Source organism: Streptomonospora salina, from assembly GCF_014204715.1.
GTDB classification, from domain to species: Bacteria; Actinomycetota; Actinomycetes; order Streptosporangiales; family Streptosporangiaceae; genus Streptomonospora; species Streptomonospora salina.
Genome location: NZ_JACHLY010000001.1, coordinates 940,086 through 957,603 on the forward strand (window position 1 = coordinate 940,086; position 17,518 = coordinate 957,603).

The window sequence follows — 17,518 nt, forward strand, 5'->3', positions numbered from 1 at the left end:
CGGAGAAAGTGTGGGGGGCGGGCACCGCTTACACCGGCGAAGGCGTGTCGATGAGGTTCTGAGCGGCGCGCTTGAACCGGTTGAGGGCGGCCTTCGGCGTCACCGCGCCGGTATGCACGCCGGTGAAGATCGCGCCGGCGTCCGCTTGCAGCTGGGCCGCTGATCCGCTGAACCAGGCCGAGGGGTCGAACTGCACGGCCTCGGCGGCGCGCCGGTAGTTCGCCTGCGGCTGCAGATCGGCGTATTCCTGGCTTTCGGTGACCGGCGTGTACGCGGGAACGTGGCCTCCGCCGGCCCAGGTGATGCTGTGCTTGAGCATCCAGGCGGCGTACTCGACGGCGGCGGCGACGGCGTCCTCGTCGGGTTCTCGGCGCACCGGCAGGACGAAGCAGTGGGAGTCGCCCTGCCCCAGTTCCTCGCCGTAGATGCCGGGGAAGGGGCGCATGCCGAAGTCCATTCCGGCGTCCTTGAGCGTGGGCAGCTCCCAGTTTCCGGAGAGCATCAGTCCGGCGATTCCGTTCTGGAAATTGGCGGGGGTGGCCGCCCCGTCGGACGACTGGGGCGCCAGGCCGTCCTGGGAGATGCGGCGCAGAAAGTCCAGGGCCCGCAGCGCCTTGTCGTCGTCGATGGCCAGTTCACCGTCCAGCGTGAGCTCACCGCCGAGCTGGCGGTAGAGAGACCAGAACGGGCGCCAGGCGTGCGTCGTGTCCATCACGACCCCGTACTGGCCGGTGACTTCCTTGACGGCCGCGCACACCTCGAAGAACTCGTCCTCGTCGCTGACGGCGACGAGGTCGCCGTCGGCGTCCAGGACGCCGGCCTTCTCGCAGACGGGCCGGTTGAAGTAGTTCACCACCAGGTGGGTGTCCAGCGGGATGGCGTAGAGCTCGCCGTCGATCGTGCACGTGTCCCAGATGTTGGGCGTGACGGTGTCGCGGGTGATGCCGTGCTGGGCGAGCAGGTCGGTGGGCACCGGGGAGATGAGGGTCCCGGCGCCCAGGCCGCGGAGGCGGGAGACGTGCAGGGTGGCGACGTCGAAGGCACGCCCGCCGGCGGCGCCCATCGCGAACTTGGTGTAGTAGGGGTTGCCCCACTGGAACGTGGAGGTCTGGAAGTCGATGCCGGGGTGCTGCTTGCGGTAGGCATCGTGCATCTCGACCATGCGGGCGCCGTCGCCGCCGGTGAAGAGGTTCCACTGGCGCAGCCGCCGCTTGCCGCTGAGCACGGTGTCGGGCGGGCCGCAGCCGGCCATTGCGGTCCCGGCGGCGGCCAGCCCGCCGGCCAGGAAGGTGCGTCGTCCTAGGGCGGGGGCCGGCCCGGGGCCGGTTGTGGATCGTCGGCGCATTGCGACTCCTCTGCTTTCGCTGCGCTGAGTGCGGCCACCCCCCGAAAGGCCGCTGGACGAGGGCGCGTCGGCGGCGCCCTTGCGGGCCGGGCCGGAGGCGAATGGGGCCGCCTCGGCCGGCCTTCGCGCGGGGAGATCCGCGCGCTGAGTGCGTATTCGGCGTACGACTGTTCCGATGTGTCGCGGTATGTGTGCGTTTCGTCTGCGGATGCGGGTGCACGTGCCCGCACCGTCGGCCGCCGGCGGGTGGGCCGGGGCGGCCGGCGCGGGCCGGGGGTGCGGCCGCAGGGATCGCACCCGCGGCCGCATTCGCGTGTCAGACCTGGACGAACTCGACGTCGGCCATGTCGCAGAAGACCTTCCAGTCGGCCGCGGTGCGGCCCAGGTTCATCACCATGTGGTGGGTGCCGCCGGCGCGCAGCCAAGCGTCCATGCAGGCGCGCACGCCCGACGCCGGGCGGAACTGGCCGTAGGGCATCTCCAAAGCGGGCAGCTTCTGGGAGTCCAGGACCTCGCCTTCTGCCACCACGAGCCGGAAGCGCTCGCCGCCCAGGGCGACGAGGGACGCCAGCGTCGCCGGTCCGGGCTGGATGCGGAACAGCAGCGTGGGCGGGTCGTCCAGGCCGCCGATGCCCAGCGGGCGCTTGATCAGCCGCACCGGCTCGTCGTCGCGGGCGACCTTCCAGTTGCCCTCCCCCATGTGGCTCATCAGGATCGAGTCGGTGGGGAAATCCATCGCGTACATCTCGGTGAAGTGCCCGTCGCCGGCGAGCTCGTGGCCGGCGTAGACGATGGACGCGGCCAGCGCGTCGCCCTCGCCGGCGAACCCGTAGCCCTTGGCCATCAGGTTGGAGGCCGAGGCCATGGGCAGCCGCGCGAACCGTCCGTCCTCGGCGATGGCGTCGAAGTGCGTGGAGTAGGCACCGCAGCCGCGGTCGGCCAGCAGCCGCTCCAGGCCCAGCTGCATGCGGGCGTGGTCCTCGCGCTCGTGGTCGGGCAGGCGCTCGTCGATTTCGAAGCGCTCGTTCTCCTCGGCCATCAGCGCCTCGACCTCCGAGGAGGGCAGCTCGGCCATGGTGCGGTGCAGCTCGCCGGGGGCGATGTAGGCGATCTCGGGGCCGAGCTTGCGCATCCAGGCGGTCTCGTCGACGCGGGCGTCGCCCATGCCGTTCATGGGGTAGCCGACGACGCCGACCTTGAGCCGCTTCCAGGCGGTGACGGCGCGGGCGGCGCGCGCCCAGCGGCCGACGCGCTCGCGGAAGGCGTCGCCGGGCCACTCCTCGGTGACGACGTCGAAGGAGCGGCCGGCGCGCACCATGGCGTTGGCGGTGTCCTGCGCACCGTGGATGCCCTGGTTGTAGGTCATGTCGTCCATGTCCCACTCCGGTGTCACCACCGGATCGGGCTGGATGTTGGCCAGGCACAGGGGCAGCCGCGCCTCGTGCAGCGCCCGGGTGACGCGCAGCGAGGGGCCGTAGGTGAGCATGACGACCAGGACTCCGTCGAGGCCGTCGTTCTCGAATCCCCGCATCGCCCGCTCGGCGTCGTCGCGGCCGCGTACCGGGTCGGCGACGACGCAGTCGGCCACGTCGGCCAGGCTGTCGGCGATACTGCGCGCATAGTCGGCTTGCCGGTCGGTGATGCCCGGGATCATGTCGTCGTAGAGGGGCTGCATGATGCCGAGGATCCCGATGGTGGGAAGGCGTTCGCTCACGAGTCGGTCCCTTTTCTCTGGCCGTAGACGTTCTGGTAGCGGTCGTAGAGGGCGTCGATGTGCTCTTGGGCGAGCCGGTCCACGGGCCCGTGCTGGCGGGCCAGGTGCACGGTGCGGGCGACGTCCTCGCACATCACGGCGGCTTTGACGGCGGACTTGGCGTCCTTGCCGACGGTGAAGACCCCGTGCTGGGCCATCAGCACCGCCGGCGACCGGTGGCCGCTGAGGGTGGCGACGATGCCGCGGCCGATGTCGTCGCCGCCGATGAGGGCGAACGGCCCCACCGGGATGTCGTCGCCGAACTCGTCGGCCATCGCGGTGATGGCGCAGGGGATGGATTCGCCGCGGGCCGCCCAGGCGGTGGCGTAGGTGCTGTGGGTGTGCACCACCCCGCCGACCTCGGGCATGTGGCGGTAGACGTAGGCGTGGGCGTCGGTGTCGCTGGAGGGCGAGCACCCGTCCTCGACGGGGGTGCCGTCCAGGTCGCAGACGACCATCGAGTCCGGGGTCAGGTCCTCGTAGGTGACGCCGCTGGGCTTGATGACGATCAGGTCGGTGCCGGGCACCCGCTCGGAGATGTTGCCGCTGGTCCAGGTGACCAGGCTCCAGCGGGTCAGCTCGGCGTGCAGGGCGCACACCTTCTCGCGGGCGGCGCGCACCGCTCGGGCGGTGTCCGGGGGGAGTGTGGACAGTGCAGTCATGGCGTCCTTCACCGGTCAGGCAGTACGGCTCTCGTTGCGGACGGCGCGCAGCCGGTGCAGCGCGTCGCTGCCGCCGCGGCCGAAGTGGTCGTGCAGTTCGGTGTAGACGGCGTAGAGCCGGTCGTAGGCGGCGGCGCGCTCGGGGTCGGGCAGGACGGCGTCGCGGGTGGCGCCGCCCATGGCCGCCGACGCGGCCGCGATTCCGGGGTAGGCGCCGGCCGCCACGGCGGCGTGGACCGCCGAGCCCAGTGCCGGCCCCTGTTCGGAGTCGGCGACGTGCAGGGGGCGGTTGAGTACGTCGGCGTAGATCTGCATGACGTAGGCGTTGCGCTTGAGGCCGCCGGCGACGGTGACCTCCTCGACGGGGACGCCGGAGTCGACGAACGCGTCGAAGATGGTGCGGGTGCCGAAGGCGGTGGATTCCACCAGCGCGCGGTAGACCTCCTCGGGCCGGGTGGCCAGGGTCAGCCCGCAGATCATGCCGGAGAGTCCGTGGTCGACCAGCACGGAACGGTTGCCGCTGTGCCAGTCCAGGGCGACCAGCCCGTGGGCGCCCACGGGCTGGTCGGCGGACTTGCGCGAGAGCAGGTCGTGGGCGGAGATCCCGAGTTCGTCGGCTTCGCGCCGGTACTCGGCCGGCAGGTAGCTTTCGGCGAACCAGGCGAAGATGTCGCCGACGCCGCTCTGCCCGGCCTCGTAGCCCCAGTATCCGGGGGCGATGCCGTCGCGCACCGCGCCGCACATGCCCGGCACCTCGGCGAAGGACGCGCCGTTCATGACGTGGCAGGTGCTGGTGCCCATGACGGCCAGCATCCGGCCGGGTTCGACGGTCTGGGCCGCGGCGGCGGTGACGTGGGCGTCGACGTTGCCCACGGCCACCGCGACGCCTTCGGGAAGGCCGGTGAGGGCGGCGGCGGAGGCGGACAGGCCCCCGGCGCGCTCGCCCAACTGCATCAGCGGGTGGGCGAGCTTCTCCTCGGCGAAGCCGGCGAAGTCGGGGTGCAGTGCGGCCAGGTAGTCCCGGTCGGGCCAGGCGCCGTCCTGGTGGATGCCCTTGTAGCCGGCGGTGCAGACGTTGCGGGTCTCGGATCCGCACAGCACCCATACGATCCAGTCGGCGGCCTCGATCCAGCGGTCGGTGCGCCGGTAGACCCCGGGGTCCTCGCGCAGGACCTGCAGGCCCTTGGCGAACTGCCACTCGGAGCTGATCTTGCCGCCGTAGCGCCCCAGCCACTCCTCGCCGCGCTCGGCGGCCAGGGCGGTGATGTCGTCGGCTTCGCGCTGGGCGGCGTGGTGCTTCCAGAGCTTGGCGTAGGCGTGCGGCCGGTCGGCGAACTCGGGCAGTTCGCACAGCGGGGTGCCGTCGGCGGTGGTCGGCAGCACGGTGCAGGCGGTGAAGTCGGTGCCGATGCCGACCACGCGCTCGGCCGGCACGCCGGCGGCGGCCAGCGCCTCGGGCACGGTCGTGCGCAGCACGGCGCGGTAGTCCTCGGGGACCTGCAGCGCGGTGTCGGGGGCGAGCGGGATACCGGATCCGGGCAGAGCCTGCGAGACGACGCCGTGCTCGAACTCGTGGACGGCGCCGGCCAGTTCGGCGCCGTCGGCGACCCGGACGACGACCGCGCGCCCCGACAGGGTTCCGAAGTCGACGCCGATCACGACATCGTCGTTGTGAGCGCTCACATTCGTGTCTTTCTCGTCCATGGGATTCCTCCGGGCCGGGGGCGGCCGGCTTAGGCGCGGTCGGGGTCGGGGGCGGGGGCGGTGCTGACTCGGGCGACCAGGCGGGCAGGCACGACGCTGCGTGCCGTGTGGGGGGACGTGGCTCCGGCGGGGGCCTCCAGCATGTCGATGAGCAGTTCGATGCCGCGGCGGCCCACGTCGCTGAAGTCCTGGGCCACCGTGGTCAGCGGCGGGGTGAAGAACTCGGATTCGGGGATGTCGTCGAAACCGACGACGCTGACGTCGTCGGGCACCCGCACACCGGCTTCGCCCAGCGCGCGCAGCGCACCCAGCGCCATCTGGTCGTTGGCCACGAACAGGGCCGAGACGTCGGGGTCGCCGGCCAGCTGCGCGCCGATGCGGTAGCCGGAGCGGGGCCGCCAGTCGCCGTAGAGCGCGTCCGGCTCCTCGACTCCGGCCTCGGCCAGCGCCCGGCGCCAGCCGGCGATGCGCCCCTCGGACTCCAGCCAGTCGTCGGGCCCGGCGATGTGGTGGACCGTGCGGTGGCCGAGGTCGAGCAGGTGGCGCGTGGCCAGGTAGCCGCCGCCTTCCTGATCGACGCAGACCACGGGCAGGTCCGGGGCCTCGCCGCCCTCGACCGCCACGACCGGGCGGTCGGCGGGCTGGCCGGCCAGCCCTTCGACGACCGCGCGCTTGGGCGCGATGACGATGTAGCCCTCGACCGACTGCTGGGCGAGGTAGTCCATCGCCTCGCTGACGGCTTCGCGGGTGACCGTCTGCAGGGTCACCACGCTGAGGAAGTAGCCGTCGGCGCGGGCGGCGTGCTCGATGCCCGACAGGGTCTGGGCGGGGCCGTAGTGGGTGGTGTCGAAGGCGACCACCCCGATGACGCCCGTGCGCCGGGTGACCAGCGCCCGCGCCGAGGAGTTGCGGCGGTAGCCCAGTTCCTCGATCGCGGACTGGACCCGGGTCTGGGTCTCGGAGCGGACGTTGGGGTGGCCGTTGAGCACGCGCGAGACGGTCTGATGGGACACTCCGGCCAGCCGCGCGACATCGGCCATGACCGGACTGCGCCCAACGGGTACCGACATGCGTACTCCTGCTGCATCGACGTTGCGGAGCGCGCGGTGTGCGCTCTGGTGACGTGAGCAACATTGTTAGCGCTAACATTCACCCCCGTCAAGAGGGCGGACCCGACCCGGCGCACAACAGGTCGGCAACACCGCCGAACGGCACCCGGAGTGACGGCGCGGATGCGCGCAGCGTCCGCCGCGGGCGTCCCGGAGGCCGGCGGGACCGGTCGGCGGCGGCCCCACCGCCCCAGCCCACCGCTCCGGCGGCGGTTCTCAGCCGCCGGACGCGGTCGCGACCACCACCGTGGCGCCCGTGTCGTCGTCGGCGGCCACCTGCGCGTCGAACCCGTCGGCGGCGGCGACGGCCGCGGCTGCCGACGCCTGGCGCTCACTCACCTCGAAGTACAGCCGTCCGCCCGGAGCGAGCCAGTCCGGCGCCGCGGCACTCACCCGGCGCAGCGCCGCCAGGCCGTCGCCGCCCCCGTCCAGCGCCGCCCGCGCCTCGTGTTCGCGCGCCTCGCCGGGCAGCAGTGCGATTTCGGCCGTGGGCACGTAGGGCACGTTGGCCATCAGCACGTCGACACGTCCGCGCAGCCCGCTCGGCAGCGGATCGTAGAGATCGCCGGCGTAGACCCGTCCGCCGGCGTCGGCGAGGTTGCGCCGGGCGCACCGCACGGCCGCCGGGTCGACGTCGGCGGCGTACAGCTCGGTTCCGGGGCGGGCGTCGGCCAAGGCCGCCCCGAGGGCGCCCGACCCGCAGCACAGGTCCACCGCCACCGGCCGTTCCGGCGCCAGCTCCACCGCCCGGCCCACAAGGAACTCGGTGCGGCGGCGCGGCACGAACACCCCGGGTTCGAGGGCCATGCGCCGTCCGCAGAAGTCGGCCCACCCCACGACGTACTCCAGCGGCTCGCCGGCGACGCGCCGCCCGATCTTCGACTCCAGGTCGGCGGTGGTCGGTGCGGCGGGGATCAGGATCGCGGCCTCGTCCTCGGCGAAGACGCAGCCGGCCCGGCGCAGCCGGGCGACGACGGAGGAGAAGGCGGGATGTGACGAAGGAATCGACATGACGGCCTTCGGGGATCGTCGACGGGAGCGCACACCGCACCCTACAGCCGGAGCCGCGCCCCTGGGGGCGGGGCTCCAGCTGCAAAGCGCGGCGTGCGCTCGGCGGCACGCCGGCTCGCTCGCGGGGCGAGCTGCGCCCCATTGCCGCAGCTCTCGTGGTGCCGGTGTCCACGGGATTCCCGAGGGGTGCCTGCACCTTCGTCCCCGGGCTTCAGCCCGTGAGCCGGTCGTGCCAGGCGCGGGCGGAGGTGTCGGTGAGCGAGGCGATCTGGTCGACGACCACCCGCAGGGCGGCGGCGTCGTCGGCCGCGCGTTCGTAGGAGGCGCGGAACGGGCCGTCGAGGGTCGCGGGGGCGCCGCGGCGGACGGTGTCGACGAGTCCGGTGACGATCTCGCGCTCGCGGGCCTGGTAGGCCGCCGCCTCCGAGCGGCCCATGACGTAGTGGGCGGTCAGCGCCTTGAGCAGCGCGCATTCGAGGAGATTGCGGCGTGGAACCGCGAGGTCGGCGGTGTAGCGGGTGACGGGTCCGGGACCGCAGGCGGCGCGGGTGGCCTCCGCGGCCGACCGGCACAAGCGGCCGATCAGCTCGCTGGTGAGGTTCTTCAGCGCCGCCAGCGACCCCAGGTCGCCGGAGAACTCCTTGGGCCAGAACGGTTCGGCCATCAGCTCGGCGAAGACGTCCTCCAGCTCGCCCGGGCCGGCGTCGGTGTAGAGCGGGGCGGCGACCGCGCACACCTCGGCGCGCTCGGCCCGGCTGTGCAGCGCGGGAAGCCGGATCATACCGGCGTAGAGCGCGTCCTCCAGGTCGTGCACGGAGTAGGCGACGTCGTCGGCCCAGTCCATCACCTGGGCTTCGAAGCACAGCCGCGGCGGACCGCCGCCGGAGTCGGGGGCGTCCGCGCGGATCCACTCGAAGACGGCCAGGTCGTCGGGGTAGCAGTTGAACTTGGACCCGTCGGCGCCGCGCGGCCAGGGGTACTTCAGGGTGGCGTCCAGCGTCGCGCGGGTGAGATTCAGCCCGGCGCTCTCCGGCGGCTCCCGGGGCGGAACGCCGCCGCCGGCACCGCCGTCGAGGAGGCCGCCGGTTCCTCCGTCGAGCGCCCCGTCGACGACGACCTTGCCCTCAAGGCGGGTGAGCAGCCGCAGACTCTGCGCGTTGCCTTCGAATCCGCCGCAGGGCGCCGCAGCGGCGTCCAGGGCTTTCTCGCCGTTGTGGCCGAAGGGCGGGTGCCCGAGATCGTGGGCCAGGCACGCGGCCTCGACCAGGTCGGGGTCGCATCCCAGCGCCCCGCCCAATTCGCGGCCGATCTGGGCGCATTCCAGGGAGTGCGTCAGCCGGGTGCGCGGGAAGTCGCTGGCGCCGGGCTGGACCACCTGGGTCTTGGCCGCCAGCCGGCGCAGGGCGAAGCTGTGCAGCACCCGGGCCCGGTCGCGCTCGAACGGGCTGCGGGAGCGGCTTTTCGCGGATTCGGGGGCCCAGCGCCGCCGGTCGCGGGCGCTGTATCCGGGCAGTGGTGTCTCGTCGCTGGCAGCCATGGTCACCGCCGACTCTACGCAATGCAGCCGGCCGAAGCCCCGGTGGTATCCCCTGTACGCTGCGGCGGCCGCCCGTGCCGACCGCCGCGGGCGATGCCGGGTCCGGGGCCTCAGGCGGCGTCGACCTCGATGTCGCTGCTGTCGCCGAAGAGCCAATAGTGCCACAGCGACGCCGTCTCCCGGGTGATGTACCACACCTGGGTCTCCCGCTCGATCACGGCCGGGCCCGAGCGCGTCGGCGAGGTGGCCGCCTCCATACCGTGGTCCTCGGCCATCTCGCGTGAGCGCAGACTGTGCCAGGGGTCGGTGACGAGGACCACGCTGGACCAGTCCCGTCGGCCGAAGACATCGGCGACGGCCGCGACGCTCTGCAGCGTGTCGCCGCCCTCTTCGACGGCGACGACGTCGGCGGCGGGCACGCCCTGCTCCACCAGCCAGTCGCGCCCGGCGCCGCCTTCGGTGAAGTTGTCGCCGGGCTGGTTCCCGCCGACGGTGATCACGGCCGGGGCCACGCCTTCGCGGTAGAGCTCCTCGGCGTGTGCGAGCCGCTCCTCGAAGATCGGCGACGGGCGCCCGTTGTACTGGCTGGCGCCCAGCACCAGGATCGCGTCGGAGGCGGGGCGCTCGTCGGCGCGCGCGGTGTACCACACCCACACCCACGTGGCGGGCGGAGCCGCGAGCACGAGCAGCAGCACGAGCGCCACGATCCGGCGCGGCCGGAAGCGGCGCGGGCGGCGGGCGCCGCCGGATCCGGGAGGCCCGGGCGGTCCGCTGCCCCGCCCGGGTCCGGCCGCCGTCCCGGGCGGCGGCGCGGGGCGCCGCAGGACCCGTGTGCGCTCCTCGCCACCGGGCGCGCCGCCCTCGACGCCTCCCGGCTCCCCCGGTCCGCCGGCCGCCGGGCAGTCCTCCCGGGAGAGCGGCTGTGTGCGGTCCTGCGGGGAGTCCCCGGAGCCGGAGCCGGTCCGGAAGGACACCCGGGTGGTCCCGGACCCGTATCCGGCCGCCGGCGCGTTCGGCACGCCGTCGTCGTCATCCCCAGTCGGCACCTGTCACCCCCGGTTTCGCTGCTCGTCGGATACGCCAGACGATAGCGGACACCGCGAGCGTCGCGGCGCCGGGCGGCACCCGTTTCGCGCAGCCCCCGGCGCCGGTGTGCGGGTTCAGTCGCGCGCGGCGGCGCGGCCGGCTTCCAGCCGGGCCACCGGTACGCGGAACGGCGAGCAGGAGACGTAGTCCAACCCGGCGCGGTGGAAGAAGTGCACCGAGTCGGGGTCGCCGCCGTGCTCGCCGCACACCCCGAGCTTGATGTCGGGGCGAGTGGCGCGCCCTTCCTCGACGGCGGTGTCGATCAGCCGCCCGACGCCCTCGGTGTCCAGCGACTCGAACGGGGACACCCCGAAGACGCCCTTCTCCAGGTAGGCGGAGAAGAACGAGGCCTCGACGTCGTCGCGGGAGAAGCCCCAGACGGTCTGGGTGAGGTCGTTGGTACCGAACGAGAAGAACTCGGCGCTCTCGGCGATCTGCCCGGCCGTCAGCGCCGCTCGCGGCAGCTCGATCATGGTGCCGACGGGGAAGTCCAGTTCGACGCCGTACTCCGCGCCGACCTCGCGCAGCACCCGAGTGGACTCCTCGCGGACGATCTCCAGCTCCTGGACGGTGCCCACCAGCGGGATCATGATCTCGGGCCGGGGGTTGCGGCCCTCGCCGAGCAGCTGCGCGGCCGCCTCGGCGATCGCGCGCACCTGCAGGGTGAACAGCCCGGGTACGACCAGGCCCAGGCGTACACCGCGCAGGCCCAGCATCGGGTTCTGCTCGTGGAGCTTGTTCACGGCCTTCAGCAGCCGCCGGTCCTCCTCCGGGGTTTCACCGCGCTCCTCGGCGAGGGCCACGCGCACCGACAGCTCGGTGATGTCGGGCAGGAACTCGTGCAGCGGCGGGTCGAGCAGCCGCACGGTCATCGGCAGCCCGTCCATGGCCGCCAGCGCCTCGTGGAAGTCGGCGCGCTGCGGCGGCAGCAGCCGGTCCAGGGCCTCCTGCTGCTCGGTGTCGGTTTCGGCCAGCACCAGGCGTTCCACGAGCCGGCGGCGGTCGCCGAGGAACATGTGCTCGGTGCGGCACAGCCCGACGCCTTCGGCGCCCATCCGGCGGGCGCGGCCGGCGTCGTCGGCGTTGTCGGCGTTGGCGCGCACCCGCAGGCGCCGCGCGGAGTCGGCGTGGCGCATGATGCGGTCGACCGCGCGGACGAGGTCGTCGGTGTCGTCGGCGGCGGGGTCGATCTCGCCTTCGAAGTAGCGCACCACCGGGGAGGCGACCACGGGCACCTCGCCGAGGTAGACGCGGCCGCTGGTGCCGTCGATGGAGACGACGTCGCCCTCCTCGACGACCTCGCCGCCCGGTGCGGCGAGCCGGCGGTTCTTGGTGTCGATCTCCAGCTCCTCGGCGCCGCACACGCAGGTCTTGCCCATCCCGCGGGCGACGACGGCGGCGTGGGAGGTCTTACCGCCGCGGTTGGTGAGGATCCCGGCGGCCGAGAGCATGCCTTCGAGGTCGTCGGGGTCGGTCTCGCGCCGGCACAGGATGACGTCCTCGCCGCTGCGGGCCCGCGCGACGGCGGTTTCGGAGTCGAAGACGGCCGTGCCGACGGCGGCACCGGGCGAGGCGTTCATTCCCGCGCCCAGGAGGTGGCCCTGGGCGTCCTCGGCGAAGCGCGGGAACATCAGCTGGGCGAGCTGGTCGCCGGTGACGCGGGAGACCGCCTCGTCGAGGGTGATCATGCCCTGGTCGACGAGCTGGTCGGCGATGCGGAAGGCCGCGGCGGCGGTGCGCTTGCCCACCCGGGTCTGCAGCATCCACAGTTTGCCGCGCTCGACGGTGAACTCGATGTCGCACAGGTCGCGGTAGTGGTTCTCCAGCGTCTCCATGATCGTCAGGAGCTCGTCGTATCCGGCGGGGTCGAGGCGCTGCATCTCGGCCAGCGGCACCGTGTTGCGGATGCCGGCGACCACGTCCTCGCCCTGGGCGTTCTGCAGGTAGTCGCCGTAGACGCCCTGGCGGCCCGATGCGGGGTCGCGGGTGAAGGCCACGCCGGTTCCGGAGTCCATGCCCATGTTCCCGAACACCATGGCGCACACGTTCACGGCCGTGCCGAGGTCCACCGGGATGCGTTCGCGGCGGCGGTAGAGCACGGCGCGGGGTGCGGTCCACGACCCGAACACGGCGCGCACGGCCAGGTCCATCTGCTCGCGCGGGTCGGAGGGGAACTCGCGCCCGGTGTGCTCGGCGACGATCCGCTTGAACAGCTCGACGAGCTTGCGGTGGTCCGAGGCGTCCAGATCGAGGTCGTCGGTGACGCCCTTCTGCCGCTTGACCTCGTCGAAGGCGTCGTCGAACAGGTCACCGCCGATGCCCTGCACGGTTTTGCCGAACATCTGGATCAGGCGCCGGTAGGAGTCCCAGGCGAAGCGCTCGTCGCCGGATTGGGCTGCGAGGCCGTGCACCGACGTGTCGTTGAGGCCGATGTTGAGGACCGTCTCCATCATGCCGGGCATGGAGAACTTGGCTCCGGATCGGACGCTGACCAGAAGCGGGTCGTCGGGCTGGCCGAGCCGCTTGCCCATCGCGCGCTCCAGGGCGCCGAGCTTGGCGTCGACTTCGGCGTCGATGCCGTCGGGCATGGCGTCGTTGGCCAGGAAGTACCGGCAGGCCTCGGTGGTGATGGTGAACCCCGGGGGCACGGGCAGGCCCAGATTCGTCATCTCGGCCAGGTTGGCGCCCTTGCCGCCGAGCAGATCCTTCTGATCCTTGCTGCCCTCGGCGAACTCGTAAACGTACTTGGGCACGGTGGCTCCCTGCTGTCGGAAGGACCGGAAACGGCCGCTCGTCCTGGAATGCGTGCGACTGTATCCAGCTGACGCGTTTCCACCTCTCACCCCACCCTAATACCGATGTTTTCGCAGGCAGAAGCGTTTCTACAGGTCTATACCAATGGTCTCGCAACGGGATACCGGTCCCCCGGCCTCGGCGGCCCTCCGAAGTGAGCCGGAGCACACTGATGTGCAGGTGGGGCGGGTGATTCCCGTGGCGCCTCGGGGACGACGACCGCCTCCGACGACCCGCTCTTCTACTGGTCCACTGCGCATGCGCAGCGACCGGCGACCGGCGGTCGAGCGGCCCGACCGCGCGGGCCGGGCGGCCGGCGGACACGCAGCGCCTCCCCCGCTGCGCGCGCCCGGCGCGCGAAAGCCCGCACACGCCCGGCCGCGAGCGGCTGCACGACGCCGCGGGACCCTGCGAAGATGCCGACATGTCCGAATCGATCACGCCCTCCGCGGCCGCGTCCGGCGCCGAGCGCCAGGAGCGGATCGTCGCCACCCTCGTCGACGCCTTCTCCGACCTCATGACGGCCGATCCCGATGCGTTCCGCACCAAGTTCCGCAAAATGGCCGCCGACCCCTTCGCCTTCTACCGGGGCAGCGCCTGCCTGTTCTACGCCGACGCCGCCGGCGCCGAGGACCCCTGGGCCGACGAGCGCACGTCGCGCGTGTGGATCCAGGGCGACCTGCACGCCGAGAACTTCGGCACCTACATGGACTCCCAGGGCGCGCTCATCTTCGACGTGAACGACTTCGACGAGGCCTACCTGGGCCACTTCACCTGGGACGTCCAGCGGTTCGTGGCCAGCCTCGCCCTGGTGTGCTGGCGCAAGGCGTTCTCCGACGCCGACATCGACGCGCTCGTGGCCACCTATGTGCGCTCCTATATCGAGCAGGTGCGCTGGTTCGCCGAGCACAGCGGCGACGAGACGTTCTCGCTGCGGTTGGACACCACCGACGGCCGCATCCGCGAGGTGCTGCAGCGCAGCCGGATGAACAGCCGCGTCTCCCTGCTGGACTCCATGACGCGGATCCAGGACTACGACCGCCGCTTCCGCGAGGGCCAGGGCGTACGGCGGCTGTCGGACGACGAGCGCGACGCGGTCTGCGCGGCGTTCGAGGACTACCGGGCCACGATCCCCGGCGACAAGCGCTACGCGTCGATCGCTTACCGGGTGAAGGACGTCGTGGGCAAGTCGGGCTTCGGCATCGGCAGCGCCGGGCTCCCGGCCTTCAACATCCTCATCGAGGGCTTCAGCGAGGCGCTGGACAACGACATCGTACTGTCGATGAAGCAGGGCAACGTGGCGGCGCCCTCCCGCGTGGTCACCGACGACCGCATCCGCGACTACTTCCCCCACCACGGCCACCGCACCGCCGTCTCCCAGCGCGCGCTCCAGGCCCACGCGGACCCGCTCCTGGGCCACACCACCTACGGCGGCACCGGCTTCGTCGTCTCCGAACTCTCGCCTTACACCGACGACCTGGACTGGAGCGACCTGACCGAACCCGACGAGATCGCAGCGGTGGCGGCCTATCTCGGCCGGGCCACGGCCAAGGCCCACTGCGTCTCCGACCGCGACTCCGACCAGTCGCTGGTGCCTTTCACGACCGAGAACGCGATCATCGAGGCGCTCGACGGGCACGAGGAGGAGTTCATCGCCTGGAACACCCGCTTCGCCCGCCGCTACGCCGAGCAGGCGCGCAGCGACCGCGCCCTGTTCGTCGACGCGTTCCGCAACAACGCCGTTCCGGGGGTCCGCTCCACCGGCACCACGTATGCCCGCGGCTGACCCGGACGCTCCTCTGTGCCGAGCGACACAGAATTACTCGCCAGTAACCTACGCATCCGTAGGTTATAATCTGCTGTGGTAACGCCTCCGCTGCGGCGCGGGCGCGGGGGGCGCAGAGTCCCCCGCGCCCGCGCCGCAGCGGGCCCGCGGGAGGACGGAGGAACAGGTGTGCGCCCACAACGAGCCGAGGACGCGGTGACACACCCGTCACAGCCCCGCAACCGGCAGCACGACGGCGCCCGGGGCATCGCCGCCGACCTCGTCGACGCGGTCAAACCGCGCCTGCGCGGCTGGCTGCACCTGGGCACCGCTCCACTGGCGCTGGCCGCCGGGATCGTCCTGATCAGCCTGGCCCCCACCCCGGCGGCCCGCGCCGCCGCGGCCGTCTACGCCGCATCGGCGGTACTGCTGTTCACGACCTCGGCCGTCTACCACGTCGGCCGCTGGTCCCGCCGTCCGCGGGCCGTACTGCGCCGGATGGACCACGCGAACATCTACCTGATCATCGCCGGGACCTACACGCCGTTCGTCGTGCTGGTGCTCGACGGCGGACTGCGCACGGCGATGCTCACGCTGATCTGGACGGGCGCCGTCGCCGGAGTGCTGTTCAAGATCTTCTGGGTGAACGCGCCCCGCTGGCTGTCGACCGCCCTGTACCTCGCGATCGGATGGGTGGCCGTACTGTTCATCCCCCAGCTGATCGGCGGAACCCACCCGGCGGCCTGGATCCTGGTGCTGATCGGCGGGCTGCTCTACAGCGCCGGCGCCGTCGTCTACGCCCTGAAGCGCCCCGACCCGGCCCCCCGCTGGTTCGGCTTCCACGAGATCTTCCACTCGCTGACCGTGGCCGCCTACGCGTGCCACTACATCGCGGTCTCGTTCGTCGTCTACACGGCAGGCTGACCCTCCCGGGCCGGCTGCGGCGCCCGGCGCCCCGAACCGCCGGCGACGCGGCGCCACCTGGGACGACACCACAGGGAACATGTTCCACCGGTGCCCCGCGGCTGTCGGCGCCCCGGCGGCGCCGCCGACGATCACCAGTCACGATTCGCTTACACCTGCGGACGAGCCGCCCGCACCTCGGGACGTCCACGGATCGCGCAGATACCGTGAGAACCGGTTCCGCCGGATGTGTGCGTCCGGCATACCGAACGAGGCGACCGGAAACCAATCCCCCCGGGTCCGGTCGCCTCTTTCGTGTTTCGTGTCCGGTGCAAGCGGGGCGCGCCGCTCCAGCCGGGACCGCCTCAGCAGCCCGGCAGTCGCTCCACCAGGTACATCTCCACCTGGTCCAGCGAGACGCGCTCCTGCGACATCGTGTCGCGCTCCCGAACGGTGACCGCACCGTCCTCCAGGGTGTCGAAGTCCACGGTCACGCAGAACGGCGTGCCGATCTCGTCCTGGCGGCGGTAGCGGCGGCCGATCGCACCGGCGTCGTCGAACTCCACGTTCCAGCGCTTGCGCAGGGCCGCGGCGAGGTCGCGGGCCTTGGGCGAAAGGTCGGAGTTGCGCGACAGCGGCAGCACCGCGACCTTGACCGGCGACAGGCGCGGATCCAGCCGCATGACCGCGCGCCGCTCCATCTTGCCCTTGGCGTTGGGCGCCTCGTCGACGTTGTAGGCGTCGAGCATGAACGTCAGCACCGCCCGGTCCACGCCGGCCGCCGGCTCGACCACGTAGGGCACGTAGCGCTCGTCGGTCTCCTGGTCGAAGTAGGACAGGTCCACGCCCGAGGCCTGCGCGTGGGTGGAGAGGTCGAAGTCGGTGCGGTTGGCGATGCCCTCCAGTTCGCCCCACTCGGTCCCGGCGAAGTTGAACCGGTACTCGATGTCGACCGTGCGCTTGGAGTAGTGCGAGAGCTTCTCCTGCGGGTGCTCGTGCAGCCGCAGGTTCTCCTTGGAGATACCCAGATCGGCGTACCACTGCATGCGGCTGTCGATCCAGTACTGGTGCCATTCCTCGTCGTCGCCGGGGCGCACGAAGAACTCCATCTCCATCTGCTCGAACTCGCGGGTGCGGAAGATGAAGTTGCCCGGCGTGATCTCGTTGCGGAACGACTTGCCGATCTGACCGATGCCGAAGGGGATCTTCTTGCGCGCGCTCTGCTGCACGTTCAGGTAGTTGATGAAGATGCCCTGGGCGGTCTCGGGCCGCAGGAACGCCAGGCCCGACTCGTCGTCCTGGACCGCACCGAGGTAGGTGCGCAGCATCGCGTTGAACATCCGCGGCTCGGTGAAGGACTTCTTCGCACCGCAGTTGGGGCAGGCGAGGTCGTCCACGCCGTTCTCGGGCGGATGGCCGTGCTTCTCTTCGTAGGCCTCGATCAGGTGGTCGGGGCGGAAGCGCTTGTGGCAGGACTGGCACTCGGTCAGCGGGTCGACGAACGCGTTGACGTGGCCCGACGCCTCCCACACGTCGCGAGCCAGGATCACGCTGGAGTCCAGGCCGACGATGTCCTCGCGCTCCTGGACCAGGGCGCGCCACCACTGGCGCTTCACGTTGCCCTTCAGCTCCACGCCCAGCGGGCCGTAGTCCCACGAGGCGCGCAGACCCCCGTAGATCTCGCTGGAGGGGTAGACCAGCCCCCGGCGCTTGGCGAGGTTGACGAGGGCGTCCATTGCCTCAGACTTGGCGGCCATTGGTTTCTCGATTCTCCATCCGGCTGGCGGTCGGCGGATCGCGCAACGCGATGTACTTACGGTAAGTGCCCAGCTTAAGGGACTACTCGGAGC

12 protein-coding genes are annotated in these 17,518 nt (G+C 71.9%); 2 read left to right on the plus strand and 10 right to left on the minus strand.

What is annotated here, in order from left to right; genetic code table 11:
• Nucleotides 1–28: 28 nt before the first annotated feature.
• From HNR25_RS04335 to ppdK, 9 genes are all read right to left on the minus strand, one after another.
• The gene (locus HNR25_RS04335) at nucleotides 29–1,345 is read right to left on the minus strand and encodes an ABC transporter substrate-binding protein (RefSeq protein ID WP_184633433.1); all 1,317 of its coding nucleotides are present in this window, start codon (nucleotides 1,343–1,345) and stop codon (nucleotides 29–31) included.
• A 316-nt stretch (nucleotides 1,346–1,661) separates the two neighbouring features.
• A complete protein-coding gene (locus HNR25_RS04340) occupies nucleotides 1,662–3,020 on the minus strand; it encodes an L-fucose/L-arabinose isomerase family protein (protein ID WP_221458091.1) in 1,359 nt (452 codons plus the stop codon).
• A 35-nt stretch (nucleotides 3,021–3,055) separates the two neighbouring features.
• Nucleotides 3,056–3,760 carry an L-ribulose-5-phosphate 4-epimerase gene (locus tag HNR25_RS04345; protein WP_184633435.1) on the minus strand — a complete coding sequence of 235 codons (705 nt, stop codon included), beginning with the start codon at nucleotides 3,758–3,760 and terminating at the stop codon, nucleotides 3,056–3,058.
• 15 nt (nucleotides 3,761–3,775) lie between these two features.
• Complete coding sequence (gene araB, locus HNR25_RS04350; RefSeq protein ID WP_184633436.1) at nucleotides 3,776–5,464, minus strand: ribulokinase; 1,689 nt, start codon at nucleotides 5,462–5,464, stop codon at nucleotides 3,776–3,778.
• Nucleotides 5,465–5,493: 29 nt separating this feature from the next.
• Entirely contained in the window at nucleotides 5,494–6,534 is a 1,041-nt protein-coding gene (locus tag HNR25_RS04355) for a LacI family DNA-binding transcriptional regulator (protein ID WP_184633437.1), read from the minus strand.
• Between the two features lie 255 nt (nucleotides 6,535–6,789).
• Nucleotides 6,790–7,584: a putative protein N(5)-glutamine methyltransferase gene (locus tag HNR25_RS04360; RefSeq protein WP_184633438.1), complete on the minus strand. Its 795-nt coding sequence runs from the start codon at nucleotides 7,582–7,584 to the stop codon at nucleotides 6,790–6,792.
• A gap of 211 nt (nucleotides 7,585–7,795) precedes the next feature.
• Nucleotides 7,796–9,121, minus strand: coding sequence for a deoxyguanosinetriphosphate triphosphohydrolase (locus HNR25_RS04365; RefSeq protein WP_184633439.1), 1,326 nt, complete (start codon nucleotides 9,119–9,121; stop codon nucleotides 7,796–7,798).
• A 110-nt stretch (nucleotides 9,122–9,231) separates the two neighbouring features.
• Complete coding sequence (locus tag HNR25_RS04370) at nucleotides 9,232–10,167, minus strand: YdcF family protein (protein ID WP_312862351.1); 936 nt, start codon at nucleotides 10,165–10,167, stop codon at nucleotides 9,232–9,234.
• Nucleotides 10,168–10,281: 114 nt separating this feature from the next.
• Nucleotides 10,282–12,960: a pyruvate, phosphate dikinase gene (gene ppdK / locus HNR25_RS04375; protein WP_184633440.1), complete on the minus strand. Its 2,679-nt coding sequence runs from the start codon at nucleotides 12,958–12,960 to the stop codon at nucleotides 10,282–10,284.
• A gap of 464 nt (nucleotides 12,961–13,424) precedes the next feature.
• On the opposite strand from ppdK, the gene HNR25_RS04380 reads away from it, so the two are divergent.
• Nucleotides 13,425–14,786: a DUF2252 domain-containing protein gene (locus HNR25_RS04380; protein WP_184633441.1), complete on the plus strand. Its 1,362-nt coding sequence runs from the start codon at nucleotides 13,425–13,427 to the stop codon at nucleotides 14,784–14,786.
• 195 nt (nucleotides 14,787–14,981) lie between these two features.
• Complete coding sequence (trhA, locus tag HNR25_RS04385; protein WP_312862352.1) at nucleotides 14,982–15,689, plus strand: PAQR family membrane homeostasis protein TrhA; 708 nt, start codon at nucleotides 14,982–14,984, stop codon at nucleotides 15,687–15,689.
• A 344-nt stretch (nucleotides 15,690–16,033) separates the two neighbouring features.
• On the opposite strand, the gene HNR25_RS04390 is transcribed toward trhA, so the two are convergent.
• Nucleotides 16,034–17,425, minus strand: a complete 1,392-nt coding sequence (locus HNR25_RS04390) for a glycine--tRNA ligase (RefSeq protein WP_184633443.1) — start codon at nucleotides 17,423–17,425, stop codon at nucleotides 16,034–16,036.
• Nucleotides 17,426–17,518 lie beyond the last annotated feature (93 nt).